The sequence below is a fragment of the Mesorhizobium sp. RSR380A genome (genome assembly GCF_054719385.1).
Window position 1 is genome coordinate 4,199,313 of record NZ_JBTTIB010000001.1, and the last position, 12,822, is coordinate 4,212,134.

Here is a 12,822-nt window from a genome sequence, read left to right on the forward strand (position 1 = left end):
GCTTTGGATTGTGCCGGCCGGGCGCCAGGAAAGGCGCCCGCCCGGTGTCGGGTCAGATGATGCCGTCCGGGGCGTCGACATGGACCGAGAACGTGTCGGTAAAGCTGTCATTGTCGCCGTCGACGAGATTGGCCGTGAAATCCAGGTCGAGCGGCGCCGGGTTGGACTCCTGCTCGAGCGAGAACTGAATCACGGGGATCTTGACGGTGCCCACGCCCATGATGAGCTGGACCGCCTCGATCTGCTTCGCGCCGCCGTCGATCTCGAAGTACTTCCCGCCCTCCGCGACGTCAGGAATGAGCGGGTCGTGGCGCGGGGCATTGCTGAGCATGCCCGCCGTCACGTCGGTAGGACCGCTGACGGTACCGTCCGTATAGTAGACGATGTAATAGAGGTCTTCCGTAGCCGGGTTGTAGCCGCCGACGGAGTTGTCGATATAGACCGTGACCTTATCCACGTCTTGCTGGGGATTGACCACGAAGCTCTCGTCGCCCGAGGTGATTGAGGTGCCGGCGAACAGCGGGGTACCCCCGCTCTTGCCGTCGAGGTTGTTGTTGTTGACGCCGATGCCCGAAGTCGACACGTTCATCTTCGATGAGCTGTTGATCAGGCTAGTGGCACCATACCCCTCCAGCGTTGCCTCGGTAGGGTCATTGTTGACCAGGTCTTCGATGTCGTTCGGGAAACTGCCCGCCCCATTCTCCAGGGGAGCGGTCACCAGATTGCTGAAGAAGATGACGTCACCGTCGTGACCGGTCGGCGGGAATTGCAGCGTTTGCACCGCGTCCGGACCGCCCGCCTTCAGCGAACCCTGTGTGGTGTCGAAGGTCGTGATCGTTCCGGGAGGGGTGTCGACGTCAAGGTCGTAAGTGCCGTTGACCGGATCGAAGGTCAGTGTGAAGTCCACGTCTTCAGCCGTGCCGTCGCCGTTGAAGTCATCGTGGATCGAGCCTGTGAAGGTGTAAGGGTCTGCCGCGTCCGGTGTCAGGGATAGGCCCGACGTTACCGTCGGGTTGGAGTCGATTGTATAATCGTCCAGCGTTACGCCCAGCAGGTTGAACCCGTCGGCGCCTGGGTCGTGCGTCCAGGTGCCATGGGCGCCACTGTCGTAGTCACCGGTTGCGTTCTCCACAGCAATTGCCGGCCCGGTGTCTTCGAAGGTGAAGGCACCGCCTATGTCGACCGAGGTGTGCGCGCTGTCGCCGTCGCCGTCGGTTGCGGTTGCGGTCAGGCTCACCAGGTTGGCGGCAAGGATGACCGGAGTGTCCGCCTCTACGGGATCGGTTGGATCGCCATGGACAACCGCACGCGACTGGTCGAGGGTCACGTTGCCGTCGGCATCGACCGAGATGCGGAACACCTCATCCGTGCCGGCAGTGCCGACGATGTCGCCGCCGACAACATTGAGAAGCACCTCAAGGCCGCTGAGCGTATCGAACACGCCGCTGGCGACGTTACTGCCGCCGCCGAGTACATCCAGCGTGTAGGTCACATCGTCGGTGGCCGCTGGTCCATCGACGCCAAAGTTCGGCGTGAACAGCGCCGCGAAGCTGGTCGAGTCGTCGGTAACGAAGTCCGAATCGCCGACCACCAGGGTCGGTACGTCATTGCCGGACGGCACGATCGATGGGCCGTCATCGTCGAAGTTGATCAAGGAGCCGACCTCTGCGCTGGCGACGTTGGTCTGATCTGTGCCGAAATGCACTTCCTTGACATCGAAATAGTCTTTTTGCTCGTCAATGTTCTTGATAGTGAAGCGGTCAAAGGTTGCGTCTGCGGTGAAATCGACCGTCACACCCTCGCCGACATTGTGAAGGATCACTCCCAGGTTGGTGTAATCAACCGTGATGCCCAGGGTGGCGGCATCCGTTACCACGCCGTTCAGCTTGAAAGTCACTGAGGCGATGTTGACTTCCGCATCGTTGTCATCACCCGGTAACGTGGCGCCTTTCGCGTTGTCATCATTGTTGTAGGCGTGGACCTCTATGTCAGCCACGGTATGGGTCGGAGTAGACTGCGAAATCGAGAAACCCGCGGTGGAGACGGTCTCGATGTGATCTGTGTAGTTCGGCGCGGTCGGCGTGTTGGTAAAGTTCTTGCCGGCGCTCTGGGTGCCGCCGTTGATCAGGTCGATCTGAAGCTCACGGCCAAAGCGCACGTCTTGTGATGAGACGCCCAGGCCTTGCGTGCTGACATTGACTTCAGCCTGTACGCCATTGTCATGAGCCGTGACCAGGATCTTCTGCGTGCTCGCCGTGTCAGCGTCGAGGATATACCACTTGTTGTGTCCGGGAGGGGCGTCACCAAGCGAGCTGAAATTCAGGACGCTGGTCCCGGTGACCGAGGCGTAGACTAGCTGATCCAGATCGATTAGATCGACGTCCGCGTTGTCAGGGTCCGGATTCATCAACGCCACGTACTGGACCAGGTACAGGTCCGCGTCGCCGTCCAGCGCAAACGAGAAGGCGAGGGGATCGAGTAATGGATCGGGCTCGCCAACTGAGGTCGGGTCAGAGGTCCCAATGACGCCGATCACGACGTCTGCATTGTTCGGGTCCTGGAACAGCCAGACATAATTGCCATCGACCGTCCGGATGCCGGTGACCGCGCCGTCGGTGGGTGAAAACGCAGTTCCCGAAGAGTCCTGGGCGAGAACGACCGAGGTGATGGTCTCCCCTGGGTCCGCAGAGGCCACCACGAAGTCCTCCTTGAAGGCGACCTCCAGCGCGGTGCCAAGATTCAGCAGATATTGCAGCGTGGTGTTGGTGCTGTACAGCGGATCGGATGGGTCAATATCATTGTCCGTGAGGCCAGCGCTCTCATCGATGATGATGTCATGAGCTGTGATGTCGATTGCCATGGAGATTCTCCCCTTTTTGAACAACATCAAGAAAAGGGGTTCACCCCCACCCGATGTCGGATGCACCTACCCCAGGGCATCCGCCGGCGCACAGAATTGCGGCCGTTTATCCTCCATTGTGCCGCCGACGCAGAGGACGCGTCCATTCGCGGTTCGATAGTGTTATGGTGAATGCCCCTACCTGATCGAACGATATACATCCTTCGAAAGATCGAGCCGCGACAGGCGCTCGCGGGCAACCGCGTTGGTATGGATCGATCGATATGCCGTGGGTTTCCGGCCTTTTGTCGGCATCTTGTCGACGCAGCCTGCCTTGCCAGCTCGCCGAAGGTAGGATCAAAGCCCGCTTTTGTGACTTGGTCCCAGATGGTCGGAAGCTTCGCCAAAAGTCGCCCAGGCGAGTTCCGCCCTGCTGCCGAGGCGGAGCTTCTCGTAGACGTGATGCAGGTGCATCTTCACCGTGCCTTCGGATACATGCAGTCGCTGCGCAATGATCTTGTTGCGCAGGCCGCGTGAAACAAGGCCGGCGACTTCCGTCTCGCGTCCAGTAAGCTTTGGCGCGCGCTGAGGCAGCGATCTCGGCGTCAGCAGATGCTGGAGGATATGGTCGTCGACCCACTTTCGGCCGCCTGCCACTGCATTGGCGCATTCGACAAGGTAGCTGTGGCTGATGCCGTCCATCAGCAGGCCGTCGGCATCGAGCTTGGGGATTTCGTTGAAGTCGAATCCGCCGTTTGGCTGCAGGATGTAGATGATGCCCAAAGGGCTGCTGGTGGCTCTCAGCCTTGCGGAAAGGCCGGCCGTCTGCCGGTCCACACCATCCAACCCTATGATGACAAGATCGGGCCGGTGGCGCTCCACCAAGGGGAGAACCTCAATCGTGTGGTGGCATTCTGCGACAACGCTGTGTCCCGCCTTCCGCAAAACCCACTCCAGACCGGCGAGATACACCCCCCGCGGGTCCGCGACTACCAAGCTCGACATGGGAACACGTCCGTAAAAAACGCAACGAACTTTGTTTAATATGTCAAGAAACCAGAGCTTCGGTCGATTGTCAAGGAGTTGCTAATATTGTAGTATATTCAAGGTTATGAATGGCATTTTCTGCGTTCGACAGGCCCGCCGAAGCGCTCGTGATCGCGCAAGGCGCCTCTGGATTTGACGCCTGTTAAGCTGCCAGTGATGACGGATTTTTGAGCTGTCTTCTCCCCTTGGGCAGACAGGCGGAGCTACTCGCAAAGCCAAATCATATGTTCTATGCTCGCTGGCATCACTGCGTTCGACAGCCGTGATCGGAACTGAGGTCTGTTGTCCTGAGGCGGGGCATCAATGTTCGAGGTCGGCGGATTTTTTCGGCAACGAATGCCGTTCTCAAAGGGCCGGCGCATCGTCGGCGCCCTTGCTCTCGTCGCCGCTGTATTCGGGCTGTTGCTGCTCGCACCGGAAGTGGCGAATGCGAAGCCGAACTGGACGCTCGATCCGGCGAATTCGACGCTCACCTATCAATCGGTGAAGAAGAACACCATTGTCGAAACCAACAAGATCAGGAACCTCTCGGGCACGCTGACATCGGATGGCGCCGCCAAGGTCACGTTCGACCTCAACTCGGTCGACACCGGCATCGACCTTCGCAATGTCCGCATGCGCTTCCTGTTCTTCGAAACCTTCAAATTCCCGACGGCGGAAGTGACGGCGAAAGTCGATCCCGCCGCTTTTGCCGATCTCGCCACCAAACGGCGCATGAGCGCGCATATCCCGTTTCGCCTGAGCCTGCACGGCGTCGACAAGGACCTTGAGGCCAATGTCGTGGTCACCATGATCACCGACAGCATGGTGTCGATCGCCTCGGAGGCGCCGGTCGCCGTGCATGTCGAGGATTTCGGCCTGTTGCCCAACATCGAAAAACTCCAGCAGGCGGCCAATGTCAGCAGCATCGTCCCGACGGCTTCGGTGTCGTTCGACTTCGTCTTCACCGCTGATGGCGCCAAGCCTGCGGCCACGCCTGCCGTCGCGGCCGCAGCCCCAGCCGATGCCGGGCCGGTCGCCACAGATGCAGGCAAGACGTCCTTCAGCGACGATGAATGCCTGAACAGGTTCGAGGTGCTGTCGCGCACCGGCGCCGTCTATTTTCGCCCAGCCAGCGCTCGGCTCGATGAAAAGAGCCGCCCACTGCTGGCCGAGGTGGTCGGCGTCGTCGGCAAATGTCCGAAACTGAAGGTCGAGGTTTCGGGCCATACCGATTCCGACGGCTCGCCGACGGCCAACAAGAACCTGTCGGAACGGCGCGCCAAGGCGGTCGCCGACGCGATCATCGCTGCGGGCATTCCATCGGCGCAGATCACGGCTTCCGGCTATGGCGAGGAAAAGCCGGTGGCGCCGAACGATACGCCGAAGAACAAGGCGCTGAACCGGCGGATCGAGTTCTCCGCCACGCCGCTCTCCAACTGAGCCGGTCCTTAACTGAGAAGGCCCGTCAACCGAAAAGGTATCCGGTGCGTTTGGACATGATTGCAAGTTGCGGCAACTTCATGCGCGGCATCGGCCTCGCCGTGCTGGCGCTTGCGTTGACCATGACCATTACCATGACCGCGGCCAGTGCCGAACGCCGCATCGCCCTGGTGCTCGGCAATTCCCATTACCGGAACGCGCCGGTGCTGCCCAATCCGGTGAACGATGCGCAGGCAATGTCCGATCGCCTGAAGGGGCTGGGCTTCGAAATCGTCTCCGGCCTCGATCTCACCAAGGCGCAGACGCAGGAAAAGATCGCGCAATTCGCGCGGCAGGTGCGTGGCGCCGATATCGCGCTGTTCTTCTATGCCGGTCATGGCCTGCAGGTCTCGGGCACGAATTACCTGCTGCCTGTCGATGCGGCGCTGGAAGACGAGACCTCGCTCGACTTCGAAGCCGTGCAGGTGGACTTCATCCTGCGGCAGATGTCGCGCGAGACCAGCATCAGGCTGGTGTTCCTCGACGCCTGCCGCGACAACCCGCTCGCCGATGTGCTTGCCAAGGAGACTGGCGGCGACAGCACGGCAAGCAGCGGCCTTGCCGAAATACCGATCGAGAATGGCGGCGCCGGCACGCTGGTCGCCTTCGCTGCCAGTCCCAACCAGCTCGCCTATGACGGACCGGGCGAGCACTCGCCATTTTCGGCGGCGCTGCTTGCCCATATCGGCGAGGTCAACGTCTCGATCACCGAAGCGATGAACCGGGTTACGTCGGATGTGTTCAAGGCCACAGCCGGACGCCAGCAGCCCTGGGTCAACGTTTCGCTGACCACCGATGTCGTGCTTCACAAGGTCGATCTCAAGGCGCCGCTGATCGTCGGCGATTCCGGCGCGGCTGCGCCCGAAGGCGATACGCAGGCGCGCACCGGCGCGGCCGCCAATCCGCCGGGTGCGGACGCCGGCGAGCAGGCGCTGGAACAGCTGCGTGAGGAAATTCCGAAGCTGGGCTCGGACGCGCCAGTCCTTTTCGACGTTCCGGTCAATTTCGGCGACCCGGCGATCGACGGCAAGAGCATCGCCCAACTCATCCAGGGCAAGCCGCACTTCAGTCCGGTCGAGGGCCTGGAAAAGTCCGTCTGGGACAACCAGTGCAGCAACTGTCATCAATGGACCGAGGAGCGGCTGTGCGACCAGGCCAAGACCTACGTCACCAATGATGTCTCGGTGTTGCGCCTGCAACACCCGCTGGGCACGCGCTTCAAGGTGGCACTCGGCAAATGGGCGCAAAACGGCTGCAAATGAGACCGCCAACAATGGGTTGGATCAGATTTCAATGAAATCTCATCACGATCCAGAGCAATCAGGCTCGGCGCAGCGCCTCGGTTTCGGCCAGATGGATGCCCATCTCGACAAAGGCGGTGAGCACGGAGAAACGGTCCGCCACCGCAACCCGCGCCAGTCCGGCCAGTATGCCGGTATTGACGGCATGCGCAGCCGGCAGCGGCCGCAGCCTCGACCCGTTGGTCTGCGGCGTCAGGCCATTGATGTGCCGTTGCGCCGCTAGCGCGATCCAGCCGGCAGGCGTGTGCTGCTGCGTCATCGCCGCCCCGGCGACAGCCTCCCGGCGGGTTGCATTGTTGGGGTCGCCGACCCACTCCTGGATCAGTGCCAGCGTTGCGAGGTCCTGCTCTTCGAGCAGCTCGGTCAGATGCCCCAGGCACTCATGGCCCCACCAGATTGCGGCCCGGTCAGGCAGGAGATAGGCGCAAAAGGTAATCGCTTCCTCCGGGATGCGCCCGGCCATCAGCCGGCGGCAGAACTCGAGCGAGGGTTGGTCGGTCGGAACAGCCGTCATATCCCGGGCGACAGCCGTGTTCGCGGCGAAGAGATCGCGTGCGGTCTGGAATCGAAGCCCGTTGACCATCGCTGCTGTTATCCTCCCCCCAGCCCTCACTCAACCCGCCTGCGAGGCGCGGGTCAAGTCTGTCGACCACCACATGTCCATGACGTTGTTCACAGACAAACGCCTCACGGTTTGGTATATTCCACAGCCGACCGTGATCTCGACAGATCATTGTCGAACAGGAAGAGTTGGCCCGGATCCATGGATCGGGCCTGAGTGAAAATCGGATGCTCGAAACGGGAGTAACCGTTATGCAGCGGCACATTTCAGTCTTGGCATTGGCGACCGTGCTTTTCTCGACTCACGTCTATGCCGACCCACTTCAGAAATCGGAAGACATTGTGAAGTTCTTTGCCGGCACGATCGATCACGGCGCGGCACGCGGGATTTGTGTCGGCACCGAGGACGAGTGCAAGAGCAAGACCGGCCAGAAAGAAAAGCCTCCGGAGAAGACCGGCCTCGATATGCTGATCAATTTCAGCCTGGATTCGTCCGAGCTCGACGCCAAGGCGCGCAGCGAACTCGACGAATTTGCCAAGGCGCTGAAGGACGATCGGCTGAGCAAGCTGTCCTTCGTCGTCGAAGGCTATACCGACGCATCCGGCTCGGCGACCTACAATGAGGGGCTGTCGCAGCGCAGGGCGCAATCGGTCACCGCCTTCCTCGAATCCAACGGCATCGAATCCACCCGCATCAAGGCGGTCGGTCTCGGCGAGGCCAATCCACGCAATCCCGATCCCTACGATCCCGTCAACCGGCGGGTCGAGATGCGGATCAAGGCGCAGTAGCTTCGCCGGCTGCGTCTTCCGGCCGTCGTCAAACACAACGCCGCGCGTCCAACGGACACGCGGCGTTTTTATTGTTTGACATGATCGATCAGTTCTTGAGCACGCCGCCGACCGCTACGCCGGTGCCGAAGATCAGCGCCTTGGTCAGGAAATCATTGTTGTCCCGCGGCGGCGGCTCATCCTCGCGCACGACCTCCCGGTTGCGCCTTTTCTGCACGAACTGCTGCTGTCGGCGCGGCTTCTGGGCGTACTGCTTCTTGCGTGGCTTTTCCGCCACCGGCTTCAGCGTGCGGGCCTTCTGCACCATCTGTTTTTTCGGCTTGTCCACGCCGGCCTGGTCGGCCTCATGCTTGGCACGCACGGCCTCCATCATCGGATCCGTCTGGATAACCAGGAATGCCAGTTGCTCGCGCGTCAGGAAGGTGGTCGGAGGCAGCCCGTTCCCCTCTTGCCAGTCGCCGATCGCTTGCCGGGTCTTGGCGCCGATATTGCCGTCAACGCGGCCAAGCTCGTTGCCCAGCGCCTCGACGCGCAATTGCAGGTCGATGCGGCCCTGGCGATCGAGACCGATCGCGTTCTCCGTCGCCTCGGTGCCCAGCACCTTCTTCATGTCGTCCGAAATGCCGACCGAGGTGCGCACGGCAGAACCCGAGTTCGCTTCGTCGGCATCGAGCGCTGCCACCTGCCGTTCCTGGGCTTTCGGATCGTTCAGCGCATCGATGTTGAGCCGCGCCACCGTGGCGAAGCGGCCATTCGGGAACTGTTCGAGATAGGCTTCGTAGAATGGCGCGGTGTTGCGCTTCGAGGCCTCGTCCCAAAGCCGCTGCTCGACTTCCCACGAAGGCGGTTCGCTGGTGACGGGGGCAGGGGCGGGCGCTGTCGCGGCGTTCGCGTCGTCGGCGGCCGGTTTTGCCACCGGCACGGCTTCGGCGGCCGGTTTGCCAAGGAAAACCTCGCGGCCCAGCGATGCGTTGTGCCATGGCCGCTGGCGGCCTTGCGTGGTCTCGGCCACTTCGCCGCGCACCCGCGTCAGCGCGCTCTGGATCTCGATGCCGGGTTCGGTCAGGTGCCTGGCGAGCGCGGTCGAGTAGGGGCTGTCGACGCCGTTGCCGTCAAAGGCGATGGCGCCCGGGTCGGTGGCATAAGCAATCAGGATGCCGCCGGTGCCGACGCCCTCTGATTTAGGGTCGATCGGCGCCAGGCCGGTGCCCAGCGCGGTGGAGCGGGTCTTCGGCATCGCGGCCGCCAGTGTGCGTGCCAGCGGATTGTCGCGGCAGGCATCGAGGATGATGACGCCGACCGCCGGGTCGGGTGGCAATGCGGCCATGAAGTCGTCGATCTGGACGGTGCGGGTCTTGAGATAGGCAGGTGACGTCAGTTCGGCGTCGACCGGGATCAAAAAGTTCTTGCCGTCGACCTGCATGCCGTGGCCGGCATAGAAAATGACGGCGAGGTCGGCATCGTAGGACTGCTCGGTGAATTTGCTGATCAGGCTGTGCATGCCGGCATTGTCCTGGTCGACGCCCTCGATCACCTCGAAGCCGGCATTGCGCAGCGTCGATGCGATGAGATGCGCGTCATTGGCCGGATTGGGCAATTCGACGGCATGGACGTATTTGCTGTTGCCGATGACCAGCGCGACGCGTTTGACGCCACCGGCATCCGGCGCCGCCGCCTGGACGGTGCCAAGCGCGGTCAGCATTAACAGAAAAAATCCGCTCAAAAGGACGGCAAACGCTTTCATGGGATCGGCCCTCCGCCCCAATGGGGCGCGTTATTGATGGCTGCGCATGCTAAATTTCACCAGCGACTGTATCGCTTCTGCCAAAATGGCTGTTGGGCGTATGTGATCCCAGCCACAGTTTTGGTTCACAAGGACCCAAAAACCTTCCCAAATATCCGCAAACATACCATTGGCCGGCCTCAGAACCAATCGGCTTGGCGAAAGCCGGGGCGAACTGCCAGCTCTAGCCCGGCTCAAGAGTATTTTGGATCGAGCCGACCAGTGCCGTTATCGCCTGCTTGTATTTTTCGAACTCCGGCGATGTCTGGCGGACTTCCGTCGTCGTCTGCTGGCCCGCATCGGTGGTGGCGGGCGTCGGCAATTTGCGGCCCATCTTCCGTTCCGCCCAGTCGACGACGTAGCTGGCGGTCTTGCCGGCAAGAAACGGGTTGGCCTGGATAACGGACGAGCCGAGCACGGCGCTCAACTGCGCCGATCCCGGCGACGCCAGCACCTGATGTGCGCCTTCCATGCCGAGGAAATGGCAGAGATAGAGCCGGCCGGCGGTAATCTGATGGCCGCGCGCCTTGAGATAGGCTTCGCCCTCGCGCGCCAGATTGCGCACCATCTCACGCGAGATGGTGGCGTCGTAGCGCAAAGCGAGCAGGTCTGCGGTCGACAGCGATCGCGCGAGTTCGGGACGATAGGTGTTCATCATCCGGATCCAGGTCTTGGATATGAACTGGCCGGCGCCTGTCGCCGAAGACAGCGGGTTCTTGGCCCGCGCGCTACCGCCCGATTCGACGTGGACGATACGGTCGGTCAGCGTTTCGACGGCGGGATCGCTGGAAGTGACGGCGATTGCAGCGGTCACTGTTCCGAGCGGATCGATCGCCTGACCGCTCTGGTAGAGTTCGAAATGCAAATGTGGCCCGGTCGACAGGCCGGTGGTGCCGATATAGCCGATGATGTCGCCGGCCTTCACCTTGGTGCCGACACCGCTGGCAATGGCGAATTTCGACATATGCGCGTAGCGCGTCTCGCGGCCGCCGCCATGGGCGATCTTGACCACATTGCCGTAGCCGCCGCCGTCGCCCTGGAAGATGATCTCGCCGTCGAAGGCTGCGGCGATCGGCGTCCCCACGGGTGCTGCCCAGTCGACGCCCTTGTGGATGCGAACAACGCCCAGGATCGGATGCTTGCGCGGCCCGAAGGTCGACGTCATGACACCGTTGACCGGCGTCACCATGCCGTTGGCCACCGTCAGCGAGCGCACCTGGTCATCGCCCGAGACGCAGGAAAACTGGCCGTCGCTCTGCTGGAAAACGAAACAATCCAAGCTCTTTTGCGTGCCTTGGATACCGACATAGAGCACCCGTCCGTCGGTCTCGTTCTTGCCGCGCGGCGTCTGCGAATAGATCAGCACAAGACGCTGGTCCTCGCTGGCGAAAGCATCCAGATCCTGTCCCCGCGACAGATACATGATGGCTTCGCCAATGATGCCGCTCGGCACATTGTTGCGGGCCGCCGTCGAATAGATCGCGTCGAGCAGGCGGTATTGCCGTTTCTGCGTGCCTTCGGTCTCGGCGCCCGAATAATTGAACAGGTCCTCGCGCACCCACGGGTCGACGCCCGACACGAAGGCACCGGCCGCGTTGCGTGTCAGCGTGCCGACAAAGACGTTCCTGGCGTAGATCGAGACCTGCATCAGCGACATCGTCGTGGTCTCGCGCGTCGGCCTAAAGCCGCGCATCGCCACGACATAACCAGGCTGCAGGCCGTCCTTGTCGAACAGCGCCTTCAGCGCCTCGCCGGCAAGCTTTGCGTCGTCGGCGGAAAAATGCGCATCGAGCGCCACGCTGTCCAGGCTGCGGTCGTTGAGGATTTTCACGAAAATGTCCTCGGTCGCCTCGAAGCGCTGATATTCCGAGCTGACGTTGGCAACGCTGGTGTTGTTTTCGACCGCTGTCTTCTGAAAGGCGGGGAGTGCTGCTTCGCCCTCATCGATGGTCTCGCCCCAGCCGGCCTCGGGGTCATCGGCCGCCGCCGATGCACCCGGAGCAGCCTGCGGGTCAGGAGCTGGGCCGGAGGCCGCCGGAGCCCCGTCCGCGCCGGGCGATGGTTGAAGATCGTTCTGCAGGTCATTCTGCGGATCGTTGGGTTCGGCGGGTGGCGCGACCGCGGTCTTCCGCTGCGCCTGGAAGAAGGCGAAATCCTCCTGCGTCGAGGGGATCGTCGTCATGAATTTTTCGCTGGCGCTCAGCATCACGTCGGAGAGAACCATGATCTGAGGGGAGATGCCGGCCTGGTCGAGCTCCGTCGGGCGCGGCATCCCGCGGCTCTTGGCGGCGCCCGCCTCCGGCGCCAGTGTGATCCACATCGGGTCGCCGGCAAGGTCGATGATGGCCGGCACGTAGACCGATGCGTCGGCCGGCACGTCGTCCGAGCCTTCGACGGCATGCAGTTCCTCGTCCTCGTCGCCGAACGACCAGTAGTCGGCGGTAAGATAGAAGCCGGTGGCAATCGCGGCGAGGACGATTGTCGCCAGGCCAGCCGCCAGCCCGAGCCAGATCCTGCGCCTGCGTAGCGCGGCGCGCGCCTGCTTCTTTGCCTTGAAGCTGGTGTCGATGCTGTGCGTCACGGTGCGCTTCCGGTCAGGAAGAAGGTCCAGCGCACCTGTTCCTGCGTGTCGACTTCGAGAAACTTCGCCGCGATATGGCCGCGCTGCCAGCATTCATCGATGCCGCGGATCGAAAACCGCCGCCGCTCGATGCACATGTCGGTGGAGCCTGCCAGAATGGCGTGGCCGAAGACATCCGTCGCGTAGATGTAGATGTAGCGGTTGGTCAGCTCCTCGCGGATGACGTTGACGCATTGATTGGCGCCGATGGTCCACCAGCCATCGGTCTGGTCGGCATCGTCGACCTTCTGACCGACGGCAAGATTGACGACGTCGAGCGTCTGGTTGCAGACGGTGAATTCGGCGCGCGCCTGCCCGGTGGAAAGAAGCGCCAGCAACAGCGTCGCGACCGCGCTCGCGGCGAGCTTCACGCGCACGTTCCGGGCAAGCAGGACGGGATCTCGGCGACGGCGTTGCATCG

Annotated in this window: 9 protein-coding genes; 3 read left to right on the top strand and 6 right to left on the bottom strand. The window is 62.1% G+C overall.

The features are described 5' to 3' along the window. Positions 1-52 precede the first annotated feature (52 nt). Both ACYG9Z_RS20215 and ACYG9Z_RS20220 read right to left on the bottom strand, forming a co-directional pair. Positions 53-2,860: a DUF5801 repeats-in-toxin domain-containing protein gene (locus ACYG9Z_RS20215; RefSeq protein ID WP_023726320.1), complete on the bottom strand. Its 2,808-nt coding sequence runs from the start codon at positions 2,858-2,860 to the stop codon at positions 53-55. Between the two features lie 336 nt (positions 2,861-3,196). Then, complete coding sequence (locus ACYG9Z_RS20220) at positions 3,197-3,844, bottom strand: LuxR C-terminal-related transcriptional regulator (RefSeq protein ID WP_031244072.1); 648 nt, start codon at positions 3,842-3,844, stop codon at positions 3,197-3,199. Positions 3,845-4,222: 378 nt separating this feature from the next. Here ACYG9Z_RS20220 and ACYG9Z_RS20225 point away from each other — a divergent pair, with 378 nt between their 5' ends. Both ACYG9Z_RS20225 and ACYG9Z_RS20230 read left to right on the top strand, forming a co-directional pair. Further along, the gene (locus ACYG9Z_RS20225) at positions 4,223-5,308 is read left to right on the top strand and encodes an OmpA family protein (protein WP_245259885.1); all 1,086 of its coding nucleotides are present in this window, start codon (positions 4,223-4,225) and stop codon (positions 5,306-5,308) included. A 56-nt stretch (positions 5,309-5,364) separates the two neighbouring features. Continuing rightward, the gene (locus ACYG9Z_RS20230; RefSeq protein WP_031244073.1) at positions 5,365-6,609 is read left to right on the top strand and encodes a caspase family protein; all 1,245 of its coding nucleotides are present in this window, start codon (positions 5,365-5,367) and stop codon (positions 6,607-6,609) included. A 58-nt stretch (positions 6,610-6,667) separates the two neighbouring features. On the opposite strand, the gene ACYG9Z_RS20235 is transcribed toward ACYG9Z_RS20230, so the two are convergent. Continuing rightward, positions 6,668-7,231: a DUF6931 family protein gene (locus ACYG9Z_RS20235; RefSeq protein ID WP_023747976.1), complete on the bottom strand. Its 564-nt coding sequence runs from the start codon at positions 7,229-7,231 to the stop codon at positions 6,668-6,670. A 230-nt stretch (positions 7,232-7,461) separates the two neighbouring features. Between ACYG9Z_RS20235 and ACYG9Z_RS20240 the strand changes: the two genes are divergently transcribed. Next, complete coding sequence (locus ACYG9Z_RS20240) at positions 7,462-7,998, top strand: OmpA family protein (protein ID WP_023732205.1); 537 nt, start codon at positions 7,462-7,464, stop codon at positions 7,996-7,998. A gap of 88 nt (positions 7,999-8,086) precedes the next feature. Here ACYG9Z_RS20240 and ACYG9Z_RS20245 read toward each other — a convergent pair whose 3' ends face one another. The 3 genes from ACYG9Z_RS20245 to ACYG9Z_RS20255 form a co-directional block, all read right to left on the bottom strand. Further along, positions 8,087-9,700, bottom strand: a complete 1,614-nt coding sequence (locus tag ACYG9Z_RS20245; protein ID WP_023695271.1) for a caspase family protein — start codon at positions 9,698-9,700, stop codon at positions 8,087-8,089. Between the two features lie 265 nt (positions 9,701-9,965). Then, positions 9,966-12,362 carry a M23 family metallopeptidase gene (locus ACYG9Z_RS20250; protein WP_023751838.1) on the bottom strand — a complete coding sequence of 799 codons (2,397 nt, stop codon included), beginning with the start codon at positions 12,360-12,362 and terminating at the stop codon, positions 9,966-9,968. After that, positions 12,359-12,820 carry a DUF1036 domain-containing protein gene (locus ACYG9Z_RS20255; protein WP_023667922.1) on the bottom strand — a complete coding sequence of 154 codons (462 nt, stop codon included), beginning with the start codon at positions 12,818-12,820 and terminating at the stop codon, positions 12,359-12,361. Before ACYG9Z_RS20255 ends, ACYG9Z_RS20250 begins: the two co-directional genes overlap by 4 nt. Positions 12,821-12,822: the final 2 nt, after the last annotated feature.

What these genes read in the sequence shown, in the direction of transcription:
- ACYG9Z_RS20240 (WP_023732205.1), top strand. Translation starts at nt 7,462, where the DNA reads ATGCAGCGGCACATTTCAGTCTTGGCATTGGCGACCGTGCTTTTCTCG.
- ACYG9Z_RS20225 (WP_245259885.1), top strand. Translation starts at nt 4,223, where the DNA reads ATGCCGTTCTCAAAGGGCCGGCGCATCGTCGGCGCCCTTGCTCTCGTC.
- ACYG9Z_RS20255 (WP_023667922.1), bottom strand. Translation starts at nt 12,820, where the DNA reads ATGCAACGCCGTCGCCGAGATCCCGTCCTGCTTGCCCGGAACGTGCGC.
- ACYG9Z_RS20215 (WP_023726320.1), bottom strand. Translation starts at nt 2,860, where the DNA reads ATGGCAATCGACATCACAGCTCATGACATCATCATCGATGAGAGCGCT.
- ACYG9Z_RS20245 (WP_023695271.1), bottom strand. Translation starts at nt 9,700, where the DNA reads ATGCTGACCGCGCTTGGCACCGTCCAGGCGGCGGCGCCGGATGCCGGT.
- ACYG9Z_RS20230 (WP_031244073.1), top strand. Translation starts at nt 5,365, where the DNA reads ATGATTGCAAGTTGCGGCAACTTCATGCGCGGCATCGGCCTCGCCGTG.
- ACYG9Z_RS20220 (WP_031244072.1), bottom strand. Translation starts at nt 3,844, where the DNA reads ATGTCGAGCTTGGTAGTCGCGGACCCGCGGGGGGTGTATCTCGCCGGT.
- ACYG9Z_RS20235 (WP_023747976.1), bottom strand. Translation starts at nt 7,231, where the DNA reads ATGGTCAACGGGCTTCGATTCCAGACCGCACGCGATCTCTTCGCCGCG.